Source organism: Acinetobacter sp. BZX-2 (assembly GCF_055179795.1).
The window spans coordinates 2,796,474-2,815,584 of record NZ_CM143686.1; the positions used below are offsets into that span (position 1 = coordinate 2,796,474).

Genomic DNA, 19,111 nt, shown 5'->3' on the forward strand with positions numbered 1-19,111 from the left:
GCCTTTTTATATCTAAAATAATCTAAACTATTAATGATTCACATTTAATCTATTTCTATATGATTAAATTAAGTGCTTTTTAAGTTTCAATCTTTTTAATAGACGCTTTATTTATAGATAGTTATTGAATATGCAAAATTCCGAATCAAATAAATTCTTTATAAAAAACAGTTTATTGTTAGGGATTTTATTCTTAATTTTGTGGTTGCTTTTCCCCGTTGGTGGTGCAATCGATATGCATTTTATCCAACCTTGGATAGATACGACTGGACATTTTCCACTCAAAAATAACTGGTATCTAGTTGAAATTAATCATAAAGTCGTAAAAAATATCATCATCGGCTTTTATGTTTGTGTACTTATCGCTTGGGTTGCTTCATTTAAATCTGAAAAATTAAAAACTTACCGCTGGCAACTGGGTTATCTGTTTTGGGTGAGTATTTTATCGACAGCTGTAGTCGGTTTACTCAAAGCACATTCAGCACATGCCTGCCCTTGGTCGATGACCGAACAAACGGTTTCAGGCTATATTTGGAATTTTTCTGCAAGCAATGGACATTGTTTCCCTGGTGGTCATGCCAGCACAGGTTTCTCACTACTCTCAGGCTTTTTTGTGTTTAGAAAATCACGCCCTAAACTCGCCTATTTTTTCTTATTTATCGGTCTCGTTCTTGGCTTTACAATGGGTTGGGGACAAATGATGCGTGGCGCACATTTCTTGAGCCATAACTTATGGACAGGTTGGGTCATTTTTGCATTTAATTTAGTCTTGTATCGTATCTTCTATAAAAAACTAACAACATAATTTTGCACTATTATCAAGTTTAAGACGGTGAATGAAATCTGAGTATTATTCAGATTTCATCGTCAATTGCATCGGGATTTTCACCAATACACTCAAGCCACCTAACTCCTCACTCCGTGACAAGGTTAATGTCCCGCCTAAATGTTGAATCGCTTTATCTACAATAGATAGACCTAAACCACTACCAACTTCTAAATGGTGATGTACACGATAAAAGCGTTTTAACACCTTATCGTACATTTCAGGATCAATCCCCAATCCACTATCCTCAATTAAAATATATGCAAAATCATGGATATCTGAGAATACTGAAATATTGATCATGCCCGAAACAGGCGTGTATTTAATCGCATTGTCAATTAAGTTAAAAATAATGGAATGAAGGCTATGCTCTACACTTTTTAAAATAACTTCATCATTACGAATAAAACCCAGATCAATCTCTTTTTCCATGGCTAAATTCACAAGCTGTTCAACACAATTTAATGCAACGTCATTCAGTTTAAATTGCGTCACTTGCACTTCATTTTTGAGTGTTGAATCTTGCTTTGCCAAGGCTAAAAGTTGCGTGACTAAATGCTGCATTCGAGCCAAACCTTTACTGAGGTTCTGTAAGTTTTCTTCTTCAGGAAACTGACTCATCAAAATTTTAGTTTGCAAATTCAAAGCTGTAATCGGTGTTCGTAACTCATGTGCAGCATCAGCCACAAATTGTCGCTGTTCCTGCTGCGCAAGTGAAATACGTTCAAATAAATGATTCATTTCATCAATGGTGGGAATAAGCTCTTCAGGATAATTTCCATTTTGAATGGATTTCAATGAGTCTGGATCACGTTTTGCCAATTCACTTTTAAAATCATCCAGTGGCTTCAAGCTTCTTCCAATAATATAAATCAGCCCTAATAAAGCAAAAGGAATAATCAGCAAATAAGGAATAAACATGCTTCCAGCAAGTTCAAGTGCTAAGTGTTGTCTCACCTTTTCTTGCTGGCTAATTTGAATTTGGTAACCTTGAGTTGGAACAACATAGGTAATCCATGTCCCACTTGGCGATTCTTGTTGGTAGAAACCAGCTTTCCGTTTTGGACCAACCAATAAATGATGCGGATGAGACTGTTGAGTTGGATCTGCATAAGACCAAATGTCAATAAACAAATCTTCTTCGTGATAACGTTTATGTGTATCAAATTCACTTTGTATCGGTTTTGGATTTAGGGCAACACGTTCAGCCAAATACACCATTTGCGCATCGAGAATTTCATCAATTTCTTCCAGTGAAATTTTATATGCAGAAAATACCAATACACAGCCCAGTAGAATACTGAAAATAGAGGTGTAACGGATTAAACGCTTTTTTAATGAATATTGCGTTGCCATATTATTCTGCTTTCTGTGTCTGTCCTAAGCGGTAGCCTAAACCACGTATCGTACGAATAATATCTTTACCGAGTTTTGAACGAATATGGTGTACATAGACCTCAATGGTATTGCTGTTGATTTCACTATCAAAGGCATACAATTTATCTTCTAAATTTGATTTAGAAAATATCTTATTCGGATGTGTCATTAAAGGAATTAATATCGCCCATTCACGATTAGATAACTCAACAGTATTGCCTTTTAAAGTTGCAATATGCTGTTCTACGTCTAAAGTCACTTCACCATTTTTTAGAATTGCAGATTCTTGAGATATGATTTGTGAATTTAAGCTGCCACTACGTCTTAACAAGGCTTGAATACGTGCGACTAACTCATCGAACTCATAAGGTTTGATTAAGTAATCATCTGCACCTTGGTTTAAACCATCCACACGGTTTTGCAACTGATCACGTGCTGAAATAATCAAAACAGGCAAACCCGAACGCTGACGAATTTGCTTTAAAACTTGCATACCATCCATCATCGGTAAACCGAGATCCAATAAAACCAAATCAAATGATTGTTGACTGAGCAGTTTTAGCCCGTCTAAGCCATTATTCACCCATTCAACTTCATAACCATGAAACTTCAGCAGCGTTTGCGATGATTCTGCAATCATAAAATCATCTTCAATCATCAAGATTTTAATCACGGGCAATATCCTTTCAATCAACTACGCACAGCACATTGATGCAACATATCATTTTTTGGATCAATCACTTGAGTTTTTACATTTAACAAACTTAATAAGCTTGGGAATAAATTATCTTGGCTTAATGTTGCACCTTTTTGTTGAGTTAAACAATTCACTTGCTTCGCTGCAATCGATTTCCATGCATCTGAAAACCACATCACCATTGGAACATGTGTTTGTTGACTTGGCGCAATTGCATAAGGGGCACCATGTAAATACATTCCATGTTCTCCTGTAGACTCACCATGATCTGATAAATACCAAAACGCAGTACGGTAATTTTTTTGCTGTTTTAAAGTTTCAATCACTTGATTCAAAATATGATCGGTATACAAAATCGTATTGTCATAACTATTGATCAATTCTGTTTGTGTACAACCTTGAATCGCATTGGTTGCACAAATGGGCTGGAATTTTTGAAACTCAGCAGGTGCACGCTTATAGTACGCAGGACCATGACTTCCCATTTGATGTAAAACAATTAAACGAGGTTGTTGATCGTCTTTTGGAATTTGACGAATGTACTGTTGCAAGCTATCAACAAGGATTCCATCTTCGCACTCACCATCCTTACACCATTTTTGCTTTAATTCTTCTGGAATAACAAATTTTTCCACACGATCACATGCACCTTTACAACCTGAATTATTATCAATCCATGTCACTTTATAGCCTGCACGTTGTGCAATATCGAGCAAACCTTCACGATGGCTGGCCAACTGCTCGTCATAATTTATACGTGGCATACCTGAAAACATACATGGAACAGATACTGCAGTTGCTGTACCACATGAGCTTACTTGAGAAAAATTAATCAGGTTGGTTTGTTTTGACAATTCTGGATTGGTATTTTTGGTATAACCATTTAGAGAAAAACTTTCAGCACGCGCAGTTTCACCAACGACTAAAACCATTAATTTAGGTAAATGTTTAAGTGCAACCTCTTCAACCAAATGTGCATCTTCACCATAGCGAATTAAAGGCAAATTTTGTTTAGGTGCTTTTTTATGAAAATAAGAAATCGTTGAAGCAATGGTATTTTGCGGTGAGATCATCCCTTTCAAATCACGATGTTCACGGAAAATTGCAGCATAATCAACATAAAATACGAACAGTAAACTTGCAATAACAGCAAAAGAACCTGCAATGTTTAAACCTTTAAACATCAACATTCTGCCAATTTTTTCAGGCTTTATTCTCACCCAAAGTATGATGAGAATAGGCAGAATAACCAAGAAAATCGCCCATACAAAATATTGAATAGACAATAAATCAAAGGCTTCAGCAGGATCTGTTTGTGCAATATTTTGAATTTGGTCAGGCGAAATCACTGCGCCCAATGAGTTCACAAAATATGAACTAAAACCACCAATAAAAACTAAAATAACTGCAAAGAATTTTGCTGTCCATTTCCAGTCTACTAGGTTCAACAATAAGTTATATAAAGCGATTAAAACAAAGCCTGTCGCAACAATAAACAGTTGTGCTTTGATGCCTTGATAAGGTGTAAATGACTGAACTTTGATTAAAAATCCCAAATTCAAACAGACACCTAACCATACGGCCAAAATTAAATTAAAAGTAGTCAGAGAAATCGAAATTTCACGTTGTTTTATTCGTTGTATTAAATTAGACATCACTGTGACGGAAGTTCACTAAGATGGGCATAATTTAAAAAATGAAACTTAAATCCAACTTAAAATATAATTCCCAAGCATAAAGCAGTATTTTTACTTTATTATTTCCACTGTTTATTCATGATTTAAAATACCGTTTATTCTTAAATCATGATAAAAAATCAATAACAATAAATCATTAACCCATTTTAAAATAATTGTTTATTTTCAATAATTAACAACAAAAGAGAAAAACATACTATTTAATCGCTTCATTACATCGCATATTCAGCTCAAACGATAATATAGTGATTATAATTATCATTTAAAATAATACATCCACCGATAAATCGGCACTAAACATATTAATCCAATAATGAATATTAAACTCATAAAATTTAAATACCCTAAATAATCTCCAATCACACCACTGATCGTATAGAGTACCCCACTCACACAAGCCATGATTGATACTTGAAAAGTGAAGTCTGTTCCAGCATGCTCACTACGGCTATATTGCATGACTAAAGTTAAAATAATCACCAATAACATTGCCGATGAAAGGTCTTCTAAGGCATTGATTGCATAAACTAACCAAGGTGAAACTGGCAGCAGTTGCTCATGCATCGTAGCTAACCAAACAAATCCTGACAAACTCACCAACTTAAAAATAGCAAATACCAGTAAAGCTCGATCACGCTTGATCTTTTTTAATAAAAAACCTGCTAAACCTGCACCACATAAAGCAGCAAAAGCACCCAGCATGGTGATATAAACCCCTATTTGTGAAAGGCTTAAACCTAAATCGACCAATAAAGGTTTGGTGATCGGCCCAGTCAAACCATCCGTAATTTTGATACTACACAAGACCCAAAACCATGTTCGCATTTGCTTATTTTTAAAGAAATAATCTAAGTATGATTTAAATTTTTGAACAATACCGATTTCAGTTTGTACGATGCTTTGAGCTTGATCAATGACCATGTTTTTTTGATGTATGGGCTCTTTATAGCGCCAAATCGGAATAGTATTTAAAGCAACGATTGCAGCTAAAATTAAAAAAGTACGCTGCCAATCTAACCAATCCATTGCCCATAAAATTGCACCACCGCCCACAATGAAACCTAAGCGAGAGCCTATCACTTGGAACATATTTCCAAGATGTTGTTGCTCACTTTTGAGAATCGATACCGCTAAACCATCTGTTGCAATATCCTGTGTCGCGCCAATGCTATTCATACACAGTAAGGCAATAAAAAAAGACAATAAATATATCGGTTGATTCAATGATTGAATTGGCAAAAAGGATAAAAGAATTAGGATAAGAATCGTCAAAAACTGCGTTGGTAAAATCCAGCTTCGATAATGTCCCAAATGTGCATATCCAAATTTATCAATAAAAGGCGCCCAAAGCACTTTCATTGCCCAAGGTGCCATCAGTAAACCAAAGCCACCGATATGTGCCAATGAAACCCCTTGAGAACGTAAAATGACAGGTAAAGCATGCGTCATGAAACCAACGGGTAAACCTTGTGCCCAATACAATGAAAACAACAGTAAATACATTTTAGGCATTCGGTTTTGTCCAAAATCCATGTGAGGGCTAGGCAATTATATTGCTTTAATTGTTTGCTTTAGTTGCTATTCTTTGTAATATTCATATTTTGCGAATCATCTGAACATTGGCAAAAACAAAAACTGATCATTAAATACCACTAAAAGTAGTCATTCTAAAAATATGTCACAAAAATTTCCAGTGCTCCCTGAGCAAGTTCCACAGCGTGGAAGTCAAACTAGTCGAAATCTTTTTAAAAACCTTTATTTAGCTCAAGGATGGAAATTTGTGGGTGAATTTCCGAATTTACCTAAAGCTGTTGTATTTATTGCACCACATACGTCAAATTTTGATGGTTTGTATGCTTTTTTGGCCATGTTAGGTATCGGTCTAAAAATTACCATTTTTGGTAAAGACAGTTTATTCAAAACACCATTAAAAGGGCTTTTCGAATGGATGGGCGTGATTCCTGTCAATCGTGATTCTGCGCATGGCTTAACGCAAGAGATTGTAGGCATTATCAATCAACAAGAAAAAATTTGGATTGCTATTGCACCTGAAGGTACACGAAAAAAAGCAGAGAAAATTAAGAGTGGTTTTTACCATATTGCAATGGGCGCCAATATTCCAATCGCTATTTTTTCTTTCGACTACGATCATAAAACCATTCACTGTCTAGGCACTTTACAAGCTACGGGTAATTATGACCAAGACTTAGAGGATATTTTGAATCGTTTTAAAGGCAACTTTTCACCTAAAAAGCCAAGTTGGTTATCTAAACCTTTACAAAAACTTTTGAAAAATGGCTAGAAAAAAATCATGCAATCTGTTCAGATGTGCGCATATTTTATCTGATCAAAAGTAATACCGTATGCGTTTTAAACAACTTGGTTTTATAGGCTTAATGGGTCTAGCCCTAGTTGGTTGTGATAAGGCCACTAAAACTCCAACTCAAACCACGTCGATAAAGGCTCGCGAACCTGTGATTGCAATTGCACTCGGTGGTGGCGGTGCGAAAGGCTTTGCTCATATTGGTGTGCTGAAAGTTTTAGAATCTCACGGCATTAAACCGAAAATTGTCACAGGAACCAGTGCGGGTAGTTTTGTTGGTAGTATCTACGCAAGCGGAAAGTCACCTTATCAAATGCAACAGATTGCTCAACAGCTAAAAGAATCTGATCTGCGTGATTTAACCTTAAACAGCCAAGGCATTGTTTTAGGTCAAAAACTACAAGACTATATCAATCGCAATGTTGCCAATAAACCAATCGAACAATTTCCTGTTCGCTTTGCTGCTGTTGCAACTCGCTTGGATAATGGTCAAAAAGCTGAATTTATTAAAGGTAATGCAGGTCAAGCCGTTCGTGCGTCTTGCAGTATTCCCAATGTATTTGTCCCTGCAACCATTGGCAAAACCAAATATGTAGATGGTGGTTTAGTCAGTCCGATTCCTGTACAAACAGCCCGTGACATGGGTGCAGATATTGTGATTGCTGTAGATATTTCTGCACGTCCAACGGGCAGCCAACCGATGAATATGTGGGGATTATTAGATCAAACCATTAACATCATGGGACAGCAAAGTATCAATCAGGAATTGAGTCAGGCGAATGTGGTGATTCAACCCAAAGTTGGTCATTTGGGTACATTAGATTTGAAATCTAGCAATCAAGCCATTTTAGAAGGTGAAAAAGCTGCACAATTGAAAATTACTTCAATTCAAGCAGCGATTAATAACTTTAAAAAATCCCCTGCTGCTTTGAAACCTGCACCTCGTGCTAAATTCTAAACAAGGCTAAAACAAGAATAATCAAGTTTTTATATGCAGTATTCAAATGATCTGCTACATTGATATAGATGATGCGTCATCTATATCAATGAATAATCACTAGAGTAGATGTATGAACTTTATTTTTGAACCGTGGCATTGGTTTGTCTTAGGCATTTTGCTGATCTTATCTGAATTAATTTTACCTGCATTTGCTGCGTTATGGTTTGGCATAGCCGCTGTTGTCGTTAGTCTTTTATTGTGGCTTTTTCCAAGCATGAGTTTCATCGTGCAAATCATCAGTTGGATTATTCTTTCGATCATTTGTACTGTCGCTTGGTTTAAATTTATCAAACCATTGTCTGTAGATAAAACCAAAGCTGGCTTACCTCGTGAAGCAACCATTGGACAAACTGGAATGGTCATTCAAATCGGGCTTTCGCACGATCAGATTCGTGTTCGCTTTCCTATGCCTGTTTTGGGTTCCGATGAATGGAATTGCCGTACATTATCACCTGTTCAAGTCGGTGACCGAGTAAGAGTGACCGATATTTTAGGTAATGATCTCGTTGTACAGCCTTATTCATCAATATCATCATAAAGAACAAAGAGGAAAAATAAATGGGATTTGGTTCTATTGTTGTTTTAGCAATTCTTGCATTTGTTGCTATCACTATCTTCAAAGGTGTTCGTATTGTTCCGCAAGGTTATAAATGGATTGTACAACGTTTGGGTAAATACCATACGACGCTCAGTCCTGGACTCAGCTTTATTATTCCTTATGTAGACGAAGTTGCATATAAAGTTACGACCAAAGATATTGTGTTGGATATTCCATCACAAGAAGTCATTACTCGTGATAATGCCGTCTTGGTGATGAATGCTGTGGCTTATATTAACTTAACAACCCCTGAAAAAGCGGTTTATGGTATTGAAAACTATACTTGGGCCATCCAAAACCTAGTACAAACTTCACTGCGTTCGATTGTCGGTGAAATGGATCTAGATGATGCCTTGTCTTCTCGCGATCATATTAAAGCCAAGTTAAAAGCGGCTATTTCAGATGATATTTCTGACTGGGGTATTACGCTTAAAACTGTTGAAATTCAAGATATTCAACCCTCAAGTACAATGCAAGCAGCCATGGAAGCTCAGGCGGCAGCTGAACGTCAACGTCGTGCAACTGTGACGCGAGCAGATGGTGAAAAGCAAGCCGCTATTTTAGAAGCGGATGGCCGCTTAGAAGCTTCTCGTCGTGATGCCGAAGCACAGGTTGTACTTGCAGAAGCATCACAAAAAGCCATTGAAATGGTTACAGCAGCTGTTGGAGATAAAGAAGTCCCTGTTGCTTACTTACTGGGTGAGCAATATGTGAAGGCGATGCAAGATATGTCCAAATCGAATAATGCAAAAACAGTGGTTCTTCCTGCAGATATCATGAATACCATTCGTGGTGTAATGGGTAGAAATAACTAAATAAATTGTTCATTTAGTTATTATAGTTATTAGATAGGCAACTTTTGAGTTGCCTATTTTTTGGCTTAAACTTTTCAAGTGACGATTAAGCATCTAAAAATTTCTAAACAGAAATGACCATCCAACTGATTTCGCAATTCAAAGCATCGCTAGATTAATTTTGACGAGCCAATAAAAATTGCGAAATCTGATTGAGCTCTTGAGCATGCTCTCCAAAGTATTCCAAAGCATTAAATGCTTGATCATGCAGTTCTTGCGCATAAATTTTGGCATTCTCTAAACCCATCAACGCGGGATAAGTAGACTTGTCCACTTGTTCATCTTTACCCGCAGTTTTGCCTAAAGACGCGGTATCTGAGACTACATCCAAAATATCATCTTGAACTTGGAAAGCTAGGCCAATGGCTTGCCCATATTGTCTTAATTGAGGAATCGCTAGATCAGTGCCTGCAAAAATCGTTACCGCAGCCATCATAATCGCAGCCTGAATCAGTGCACCTGTTTTATTACGGTGAATATTTTCCAAGTGTTCTTGATCAACATGCTTCCCTTCAGCTTGCAAATCTAAAACTTGACCACACACCATTTTCGAACTTGCTGTTGCCAAAATCTGCATTTGTTTTAATACGACTGCTTGATCAACAGATTGCCCCTGATCAAACAAACGACTGCCTAAAACCTCAAAGGCCATAGATTGAAGAATGTCACCTGCAAGTAATGCAGTATCTTCACCATATGCAACATGACATGTTGGTTGCCCACGGCGTAATAAATCATTGTCCATACAAGGCAAATCATCATGTGCCAATGAATAGCAATGAATAAACTCAATAGCCACAGCTGCCCGACGCACAGCTGCAAAATTCGGATTATCATTTTTTAAATGTGAAGTGGCATAACATAAAGCAGGTCGAACTCGTTTCCCCCCCAGCATCACCGTATGATGAACAGCAGATTTCAAAGGTTCTGGTAATGAAAAAGCATCCAAAGCTGTTTGTAAATCTTGCTGAATTTGCTGCTGAGCACGTTTTAAAATTTCTGCGTTTACATTTGGAATAGAAGTCACATCCGCCTCGATTTGTACGAATCTCTAGCATTCAATGAAAAATGAATTCTAGATAAATTGGTATATTTGATGAGTGTGAACATTCTACTATGAGTCATCATAATTCACACCCCTTAATTCCTAAGCAAAAATAATGCTTATCATAACCTTTTCGCCTAAAACTATTCATTTTAAAATGTGTATTGCGTAATTTTGAATCACTTTAAAGCTGACTTTGATTGAATCAACCATGAAGTTAACAAGCAACCGATGTCTATAAATTTTGCGCACATGATTACGACCATCCATAAAAGAAAATAAAGCACATACTTGCAACATAAAGTCTGCCCTATCGTATAAAACACATATCAACTTTATTTGTTATTGCAATAAAAAGAGCTTTAAAAATCTATGACAAAAAGTAATGTATCTGTTCAGTATCCATTCAATAAAATTTAATGATGTTGACTTTCTACAACATTAAACAAATCAAAAACATGAAGGACACGAGAAAAAAACACTGAAATATAAATAAGATATAAAAGTTTAATTTCTACATATATCTACAAAAGCCTCCACAATCAGTCTCATTGTAAGTTGTAGAACATGCCATTGTTGTGAGGTCGAATCTTCGACAGTTAAATTTGAGAATAATTATGTTAGCCAATACAAACAGTCCACGAAAAGGTTCATTCAACAAATTTTCTATTAAAGCCAATGAAACTCTTCCACACCCTCGTGGCAATGATCAAAAACCTCAACCCGCTCCAGAAAGCACACCCAGTGTAGAGGATGAAAAGAAAACGGATGAGAAAAAACCTGATCAAAAATAATTTAAAAATCAATTATTAAAACTTAAACAAACAACTCACTTGATGTGGGTTGTTTTATAACATTAACCCACCCTTTATACTTATCTTAAACTCATGTATTTAAATAATAAAATTAAAATTTGGTACATTTAACCATCAATACATCAGTACGGTCATTATCTATCTTTTAGCACATACAATCCGTTCTTACCCTGCTCTTTCGCAGACCGTACCGCTTCATCCAGTTTTTGTAAAATATCAAAACTAACAACATGATCCAATTGATTTAAATGATAAATTCCAATCGATGCTGTTAAAAACTCATCAGCTTTTCCAAATACAATTTGCTGATCTGCAATCGTAAATTTTAATCTTTCTGCGAGTGTGATCGCTGCCCATTCAGTCAGACTGGTAATCACGACAACAAAACTTGCTGAATTTAATCGGAAAATTTTAGCTTCTGTATATGCAATCGTCTCATTTAATAGCTCTCCCAATTGAGAAAGAACTTCATCTCCACTGGTATAACTATGTAACTGATTAAAGCGCTTGAAATCATCCAAATCAATTTTTAAGAAAGAACAGTTTTCTTTATTCTCTCCCTGAAATAACTCGTTGATATAATGATCAAAAGCCATTTTATTTTGTAAACCAGTCACAAAATCCAAATACAGATGATCATGTAATTTTTTATTATTGAATAACAAAACATTTTCACGGCGCTTTAACCGTGTAACATCTGAACAGACCAACATGACCATTTCGACATGATTGTTTTGATCACGCATCGGTTTAAAATAGGAAAGATAAAACTTTCCTTTAACGTAAAAAACCTGTTCAGAATAACTCTGATGCTGTTCGAAAGCATCTAATGCTTCTTGAAATTGCGCATGTACAACAGAAGAAAATGTATTTAATAATTTGTCAAAAAGATACAAAGCATCACTTTCATAAATATCTGAAAATTTTTGATTTACGCCTAGAAACCGAGCATTTTTATCAAATATGGCAATGGGTAATGGGAATTGGGAAATAAAAGAAACCAAATACAATTTGTCTGATTGTTTTAAAAAATCAATCACATCTATATTATCAATAGCCTGCTTGATCTTTGTATATTCCGCTTCCATAGACTACCTCAAACTCATAACACTTTGAACCTAATCCATTTTTCAGACTGGATGATCAATGTACTCAATAATTAAATTAAAAATTAACCCATGTTAAACATTCTTATTTTGAATCAAACTCACTTTAAATCGGTATAATAAAATGTACGTTTAAGAATAGAACTTTAATATTGTAAATAACTGATATTAAAATCTTTATCTAAAAATATAACCTAAGAATTACACACCTGATTAAATTGGATGGAATAATCAATTCTGCTAAAATCATTTTGATACAACATTATTCAATATTGAAAAATTTTATCTACAGATTATTCAATCGTTAATTTTAACGCATTTTGCCATATATAAAACAAAAATAATACATAACATGATGAAATTCACATTAACAAAAAACCTTGCCATGGCAAGGTTTAAAATGATTGATCATTTAAATTTCAGATTTATACATTTTTCCTAATGATTTATCCACTTCAAACACATCAACCCCAAGTGATTAAAAACTGTCCGCAGGAACTCTAATCCAACCTTCCATCAGAACTCTTGCGCTACGGCTCATGATGGCCTTTTTAACCACCCATTGACCATTTTCATTCAAAGCTTGTGCACCGACTCTGAGTGTCCCTGATGGATGTCCAAATCGAACAGCTTCACGTTCTCCACCGCCTGCGGCAAGGTTTACTAAAGTGTTTGGAATCGCTGCTGCAGTACCGATTGCAACTGCTGCTGTACCCATCATAGCGTGATGCAATTTCCCCATAGATAATGCACGAACCAATAAGTCTGTATCCGCTTCACCCACTTGTTTACCGCTTGAAGATGTATAGGCTTTTGACTTTGATACAAATGCGACTTTCGGTGTATGTTGACGACCTGTCGCTTCACTTACATCTTGAATTAGACCCATTTTTAATGCGCCATAAGCACGGATTTTTTCAAAACGAGCCAATGCCGTATTATCACCATTTATATCATCTTGTAATTCAGTACCTTGGTAACCTATATCTTCTGCATTTAAGAAAATTGTAGGAATACCAGCATTGATCAGTGTGACTTGAAAACTTCCAATGTCAGGCACATCAAGTGTGTCAACTACATTACCTGTTGGGAACATTGCCCCACCGTCTTCACCATCATCTGCTGGATCTAAAAATTCAATTTGAACTTCAGCCGCAGGAAAAGTGACACCATCTAATTCAAAATCACCCGTTTCTTGGACTTGTCCATCGGTCATTGGAACATGCGCAATGATGGTTTTTTTAATATTGGCTTGCCAAATACGAACAGTGCAAATCCCATTTTCAGGAATACGGTCTTGAGCAACCAATCCATTGCTAATTGCAAATGATCCCACCGCCGCAGTTAAGTTACCGCAATTACCACTCCAATCTACAAATGCTTTATCAATTGAAACTTGTCCAAACAGATAGTCTACATCATGGTTTGGTTGATTACTTTTAGCCAAAAGAACCGTTTTACTGGTACTCGAAGTTGCACCACCCATACCATCAATTTGCTTTCCGTACGGATCTGGACTGCCAATCACACGAAGCAATAATTGATCTCTCGCAACACCTGCAATTTGTGCACGTTCAGGCAAATCATCTATTTTGAAAAAGACACCTTTACTTGTACCACCACGCATATAAGTTGCAGGGATTTTGATCTGTGGTGCAAAACTCATCTTATACATTCCTTTCGTTTATCATTGTTGCAACAAAATAATGAACCATCATTCAGTTTTATATTACCCTTTTTTTCAGCAAAAATATCTATTGATGCACTTAAGTCTTAAATATTTTTATATCAAGGTTAAATATTGTTCAGTTTGATTTAAAATTTAAACAATAATAAATAATTTATTTTGTTGAAAATGAAATGGATTATTCAAGAATCTTTTTTTTGACTTTGCAGTTCGCTTACATAAATCTCTCGTCTACTAGGTTTACAGTTACCAATCAATTACAATAATTAAATTCGAATAAATAGAGCCGGAAAAATTGAGCAACGAGTCTACACAATTACATCGTGGACTTAAAAATAGACACATTCAATTGATAGCCATGGGTGGCGCGATTGGTACAGGATTATTTTTAGGTTCAGCACAGGTCATACAATCTGCAGGCCCATCTATTATTTTAGGTTATGCAATCGGCGGTTTAATTGCTTTCTTAATTATGCGCCAATTGGGCGAAATGATTGTTGAAGAGCCTGTTGCAGGTTCATTTAGCCATTTTGCCAATAAATATTGGGGGAAATTTCCTGGATTTTTAGCAGGTTGGAATTACTGGATTTTGTATATCTTGGTTGCAATGACTGAGTTAACTGCTGTTGCTAAATACATTAATTACTGGTGGCCTCATATTCCTGCGTGGACCTCGGTACTCTTTTTCTTTGTGGTCATCACAATAGTCAATTTAGCCAATGTTAAGTTTTATGGTGAATCAGAATTTTGGTTATCTATAATCAAAGTTGCAGCCGTTGTTTCAATGATTGTTTTTGGCTTATATCTATTATTAACAGCCGATGCTGGTTCAACAGCGTCGTTTAGCAACCTTTGGGCACATGGTGGATTCTTCCCGCATGGCTTTGATGGGTTGTTTTACATGCTTGCGTTTTTAATGTTCGCTTTTGGCGGTATTGAATTGATTGGTATGGCAGCAGCTGAAGCTGAAAATCCTGAAAAAACTATTCCTAAAGCAATCAATCAAGTTGTTTTCCGTATTCTTATTTTCTATGTAGGTTCATTAACAATTCTGTTATCACTTGTACCTTGGAATCAATTAGACCTCGGTGGCTTGGATAAAAGTCCATTTGTTATGATTTTCAGTCAATTGGGAATTGGTTGGGCAGCGCATTTGCTGAATTTCATTATCTTAACAGCGGCTCTTTCTGTATATAACAGTGGGATGTATGCCAATAGCCGTATGCTATTCGGTTTAGCGCAACAAGGGAATGCACCTAAAGTTTTCGCTCAAGTGAATAAACAAGGTGTGCCAATTCCAGCAGTATTGTTCTCTGCATTGCTTATTTTTGGCTGCGTATTATTAAACTATTTTGTTCCCGAAGATGCTTTAAGTCACTTGATGTATGTCGTGGTTGGTGCTTTGGTTTTAAACTGGGCAATGATCAGTTTGACTCATCTCAAATTTAAACAAGCAATGCAAAAAGCGGGTAAGCTGACTAAATTCCCTGCGCTTTGGTCTCCAATCAGTAACTATTTAGTATTGTTATTCATTTTAACTGTACTTTATATTATGTGGATGCAAGGTTTTAAAGAGTCTGTAATCATGATTCCTATTTGGATCGTTGTTATGGCAATTTTATTTAAAATGCTTAATGCTAAAAAATCAGATTAGTTCATTTTGACTATCATTTGTTTCTAATTTTCTAAAAGCTATTATTTCGATAATAGCTTTTTTTTCATAGGTATATACGGTAAATTACTTGGCTGTTGCGCTCTTAGCTTAACTGGATAGAGCAGTTGCCTCCTAAGCGACCGACGTGGGTTCGAGTCCCGCAGAGCGCACCATTTTATGGTTTATTTTGATCTACAGCACTCCAAACCTACAATAAAAATACATATAATTCAACAAAATAAGAAAGATAAAGTCTAAATTAATCTTATAAATTCTCTTGTGAGCTAATATTTTTTACAGTATAAATTACAGTACAAACTTTTATACGCAAAACTGTGTACTGTAAAAATGCCAAAAATAGTCAAAAGCCTTACTGATAGTAAGATCAAAAGCCTTAAAGCTGATCCAAACAAGCACCAACGAATTTCAGATGGTTTAGGTCTTTATTTGTTCATTCACAAAAATGGCTATAAATATTGGAAATTTGACTATAGTCGTCCATACACTAAAAAGCGCAATACCATTAGTTTTGGTATATACCCAACAACTAGCCTCGCTGAAGCACGACTTAAAAGAGATGAAGCCCGTACCCTTCTCTCTCAAAATATCGACCCACATGTTGAAAAGCTTAGAATTGAGAATGAGATATTAAATACGAATAATAATACTTTTCAAAATATTGCACATGAATGGATGGCAAAGCAAGACTTTGCGGAATCAACAGTTAAAGGGCAACAACGCTTATTAGAAGTAATCAATCAGCATATTGGTAAAATCCCAATGCATGAAATTAAAGCCATGGATATCCTGAAGGTTTGTCGGATTTACGAAAAAGAAGAAAAATTAGAAACCGCTAAAAAGGTCAAAGTAAAATGTGGTCAGATCCTCCGATATGCTGTTTCAATTGGACTTTGTGAACGTGATGTTACTCAAGATTTAAAGGGAGCCATCTCCCCTCCCAAAGTGACACATATGGCCGCTTTGGTAGAACCTAAAGATTTTGCCTTACTCTTAAATGATATTGATCATTATGAGGGTTCTGTCATCACACGATATGCTCTACGTATTGCTCCTTTAGTTTTTGTTCGCCCAGGCGAATTAAGACATGCTAAGTGGCAAGATATCGACCTTCAAAAAGGCTTATGGAGTTACACCCCTCCCAAAACAAAATCAAAGACAGGAGTTCAGCATATTGTCCCGTTATCTACACAAGTGATCCATTTACTTTCTGAACTTACCCAAATAACAAAAGCTAAAAGTGAATATGTATTTCCTGCAACCACTTCCAACTTAAAGCCGATGTCGGAAAATACCATCAATCAAGCTTTACGTCGCTTAGGCTATACCAGTGAACAAGCGTGTGGGCATGGCTTCCGTGCTTCTGCACGTACAATTTTAGAAGAGGTTTTAGAATTCCCTATTGAGCTAATTGAGCAACAGTTAGCCCATCAAGTAAAAGATATGCATGGCCGAGCCTACAACCGTACCAAGCATTTAGAGAAGAGAAAAATCATGATGCAGAAATGGGCGGATTATTGTGAAGGAATAAAAAATGGATAGTAACTTTCTTTAATTTTAGGAACAGTAATTGTTACTATCTCTCCTCTAAGAATTAGTTTTGTATATTAAAACATGTTACTATTATTTCAGTAGTAGCTCTCAAATTTATTAATTCTATATGAACAAAAATACCAGCCTTGAAATCTGCCCAATTGCGAGAAGCCTATCCGTTTTAGGTGATGCTTGGAGTATGCTGATATTACGAGATGCACACTCAGGTTTCTCACGATTTGATCAATTTCGTAAAAGCCTAGGCATTGCGCCTACAATGTTAACTAAACGTTTGTCTGTTTTAGTTGATGAAGGGTTACTTGAAAAACGCAAATATTCTGAACATCCGCCACGTGAAGAATATGTACTCACTCAAGCAGGTCAGGATTTTCTCCCTGTTTTATTTGTGATCGGAGCATGGGGACGTAAACACAAACCTTACGAGCATCCTGAAGAAATGGCCACCTTTATTGATGCTGAAAATGGTACTGAAATCAAGCCTATTGTGATCGATCAAGTGACTGGTGCAGAAATTGGTACACGACTTATTCGCCAACAAGGTGAATAAATATATAAAAGCACTCAATACGAGTGCTTTTATATACTGTTTATTTTAATGATCGATTCATTATTTTGTTCTTGTCCGTTGTGTCGCATACGTTCCCCAACCACTACGTAAAACAGATTTAATAAATGCCCAGAAACCGCTTTCTTTAGGTTTTGGTGCTTTACCTAGAGCAATACGGTTAAGTTGTTGGGTATACCACAGCACTTCCATAATCCCAAGACTATCGATTTTTTTAATTCCTGTTTTAATAGGTTGAACCTTTTGTTTGCTATTGGTTCCTGCTAATAAATATTTGGGAGCATCAGGATCAATTGCCATAAGTCTTGCAATCCCGACTATATCAAAAGCACCTGATTCTAAAGCTTGATTCATTCCGTCAACACTTCTAAAACCACCTGTCACCATTAAAGGTGTTTTTACATGTGCTCTTACCTTTTCAGCAAAATCGATAAAAAATGCTTCACGAGCAATAGTCGATGCTTTTTGAGGTGCTTTAGCTACGCCTGACTCATAAGTACCACCTGAGATTTCGATCAGATCAATCCCTGCGACTGCTAATGCTTTAATGACTTCTAAAGAGTCTTCCTCTGTAAAGCCACCTTTTTGAAAATCAGCTGAGTTGAGTTTAATTGCGATTGGAAAATCTGTGCCTACCTGTTTTCTTATTTCTGTATAAACGTCCATTAGAAACTTACGACGTTTTTCAGGTGTACCACCCCACTCGTCCGTTCTTAAATTGTGTAATGGTGATAAGAATTGATTAATCAAATATCCATGTGCGGCGTGGATTTCAACACCACTAAATCCTGCATTTTTACATATTGCAGCACTACGGCCAAAGCGTTGAATAATCTCTGTGATTTCATCATGAGTTGCTTCATCTGGGGTAGCAAATAAAGATTGCATTTCAGTACCAAATGGCACTGCTGACGCAGAAATATTACGAGCATTTAATCCTTTTGGTGATTGTTTCCCTGGATGATTCAATTGTGCCCACAATTGTGAACCTTGCTCGGTAACGCTTTTCGCCCATTTCTGTAAAATTTCAAAATCACGCTCATCTTCAATCACAACATTCTCTGGTTCACCTAAGGCACGTCGGTCGATCATAATGTTACCCGTGATAATCATGCCAATCCCTGATGAGGTCCAACGCTGGTATAGACGAACATGTTTTTCAGTTGGATTATTGGAATAGGTGGCTAAGGTTTCACTGGTTGCTGCTTTAGCCAAACGATTTGGAATCACCACACCATTCGGTAAAGTTAAAGGCTGATTTAGGAGATTCGTTTTTAATGGCAAATGAGTCATGG

General features: G+C 36.3%; 17 protein-coding genes and 1 tRNA gene. 10 read left to right on the forward strand and 8 right to left on the reverse strand.

What is annotated here, in order from left to right; all coding sequences use genetic code 11:
- Nucleotides 1–130 precede the first annotated feature (130 nt).
- On the forward strand, nt 131–805 hold the full coding sequence (locus ACY45D_RS13190; RefSeq protein ID WP_463107140.1) for a phosphatase PAP2 family protein: 675 nt from the start codon (nt 131–133) through the stop codon (nt 803–805).
- A 45-nt stretch (nt 806–850) separates the two neighbouring features.
- Here ACY45D_RS13190 and ACY45D_RS13195 read toward each other — a convergent pair whose 3' ends face one another.
- The 4 genes from ACY45D_RS13195 to ACY45D_RS13210 all read right to left on the reverse strand — a co-directional run bounded on the left by ACY45D_RS13195 (nt 851) and on the right by ACY45D_RS13210 (nt 6,109).
- Nucleotides 851–2,182, reverse strand: coding sequence for an ATP-binding protein (locus ACY45D_RS13195; protein ID WP_463107141.1), 1,332 nt, complete (start codon nt 2,180–2,182; stop codon nt 851–853).
- A gap of 1 nt (nt 2,183) precedes the next feature.
- On the reverse strand, nt 2,184–2,876 hold the full coding sequence (locus tag ACY45D_RS13200; protein WP_463107142.1) for a response regulator transcription factor: 693 nt from the start codon (nt 2,874–2,876) through the stop codon (nt 2,184–2,186).
- Nucleotides 2,877–2,893: 17 nt separating this feature from the next.
- On the reverse strand, nt 2,894–4,555 hold the full coding sequence (locus tag ACY45D_RS13205) for a phosphoethanolamine transferase (RefSeq protein ID WP_463107143.1): 1,662 nt from the start codon (nt 4,553–4,555) through the stop codon (nt 2,894–2,896).
- 300 nt (nt 4,556–4,855) lie between these two features.
- Nucleotides 4,856–6,109: an MFS transporter gene (locus ACY45D_RS13210; protein WP_463107144.1), complete on the reverse strand. Its 1,254-nt coding sequence runs from the start codon at nt 6,107–6,109 to the stop codon at nt 4,856–4,858.
- A 163-nt stretch (nt 6,110–6,272) separates the two neighbouring features.
- Between ACY45D_RS13210 and ACY45D_RS13215 the strand changes: the two genes are divergently transcribed.
- The 4 genes from ACY45D_RS13215 to ACY45D_RS13230 all read left to right on the forward strand — a co-directional run bounded on the left by ACY45D_RS13215 (nt 6,273) and on the right by ACY45D_RS13230 (nt 9,333).
- The gene (locus ACY45D_RS13215) at nt 6,273–6,899 is read left to right on the forward strand and encodes a lysophospholipid acyltransferase family protein (RefSeq protein WP_463107145.1); all 627 of its coding nucleotides are present in this window, start codon (nt 6,273–6,275) and stop codon (nt 6,897–6,899) included.
- A gap of 61 nt (nt 6,900–6,960) precedes the next feature.
- On the forward strand, nt 6,961–7,878 hold the full coding sequence (locus tag ACY45D_RS13220; protein WP_296284826.1) for a patatin-like phospholipase family protein: 918 nt from the start codon (nt 6,961–6,963) through the stop codon (nt 7,876–7,878).
- A gap of 112 nt (nt 7,879–7,990) precedes the next feature.
- Complete coding sequence (locus tag ACY45D_RS13225; RefSeq protein ID WP_463107146.1) at nt 7,991–8,458, forward strand: NfeD family protein; 468 nt, start codon at nt 7,991–7,993, stop codon at nt 8,456–8,458.
- Nucleotides 8,459–8,478: 20 nt separating this feature from the next.
- On the forward strand, nt 8,479–9,333 hold the full coding sequence (locus ACY45D_RS13230) for an SPFH domain-containing protein (protein ID WP_463107147.1): 855 nt from the start codon (nt 8,479–8,481) through the stop codon (nt 9,331–9,333).
- Between the two features lie 154 nt (nt 9,334–9,487).
- On the opposite strand, the gene ACY45D_RS13235 is transcribed toward ACY45D_RS13230, so the two are convergent.
- Nucleotides 9,488–10,399 carry a polyprenyl synthetase family protein gene (locus ACY45D_RS13235; protein WP_463107148.1) on the reverse strand — a complete coding sequence of 304 codons (912 nt, stop codon included), beginning with the start codon at nt 10,397–10,399 and terminating at the stop codon, nt 9,488–9,490.
- A gap of 635 nt (nt 10,400–11,034) precedes the next feature.
- Between ACY45D_RS13235 and ACY45D_RS13240 the strand changes: the two genes are divergently transcribed.
- Entirely contained in the window at nt 11,035–11,211 is a 177-nt protein-coding gene (locus ACY45D_RS13240; RefSeq protein ID WP_463107149.1) for a hypothetical protein, read from the forward strand.
- 155 nt (nt 11,212–11,366) lie between these two features.
- Here ACY45D_RS13240 and ACY45D_RS13245 read toward each other — a convergent pair whose 3' ends face one another.
- Nucleotides 11,367–12,320: a sensor domain-containing diguanylate cyclase gene (locus ACY45D_RS13245; protein ID WP_463107150.1), complete on the reverse strand. Its 954-nt coding sequence runs from the start codon at nt 12,318–12,320 to the stop codon at nt 11,367–11,369.
- 496 nt (nt 12,321–12,816) lie between these two features.
- Complete coding sequence (prpF, locus tag ACY45D_RS13250; protein ID WP_463107151.1) at nt 12,817–14,004, reverse strand: 2-methylaconitate cis-trans isomerase PrpF; 1,188 nt, start codon at nt 14,002–14,004, stop codon at nt 12,817–12,819.
- A gap of 316 nt (nt 14,005–14,320) precedes the next feature.
- On the opposite strand from prpF, the gene ACY45D_RS13255 reads away from it, so the two are divergent.
- The 4 genes from ACY45D_RS13255 (at nt 14,321) to ACY45D_RS13270 (ending at nt 17,798) form a co-directional block, all read left to right on the forward strand.
- Nucleotides 14,321–15,679 carry an amino acid permease gene (locus ACY45D_RS13255; RefSeq protein ID WP_463107152.1) on the forward strand — a complete coding sequence of 453 codons (1,359 nt, stop codon included), beginning with the start codon at nt 14,321–14,323 and terminating at the stop codon, nt 15,677–15,679.
- A gap of 97 nt (nt 15,680–15,776) precedes the next feature.
- Nucleotides 15,777–15,852: transfer RNA gene (locus tag ACY45D_RS13260), tRNA-Arg, on the forward strand.
- A gap of 175 nt (nt 15,853–16,027) precedes the next feature.
- Nucleotides 16,028–17,239 (forward strand): tyrosine-type recombinase/integrase, encoded by a 1,212-nt coding sequence (locus ACY45D_RS13265; RefSeq protein WP_463107153.1) that lies wholly within the window; start codon nt 16,028–16,030, stop codon nt 17,237–17,239.
- Between the two features lie 118 nt (nt 17,240–17,357).
- Nucleotides 17,358–17,798, forward strand: a complete 441-nt coding sequence (locus tag ACY45D_RS13270; protein ID WP_463107154.1) for a winged helix-turn-helix transcriptional regulator — start codon at nt 17,358–17,360, stop codon at nt 17,796–17,798.
- 60 nt (nt 17,799–17,858) lie between these two features.
- On the opposite strand, the gene ACY45D_RS13275 is transcribed toward ACY45D_RS13270, so the two are convergent.
- Nucleotides 17,859–19,109, reverse strand: a complete 1,251-nt coding sequence (locus ACY45D_RS13275) for an NADH:flavin oxidoreductase/NADH oxidase family protein (RefSeq protein ID WP_463107155.1) — start codon at nt 19,107–19,109, stop codon at nt 17,859–17,861.
- Nucleotides 19,110–19,111 lie beyond the last annotated feature (2 nt).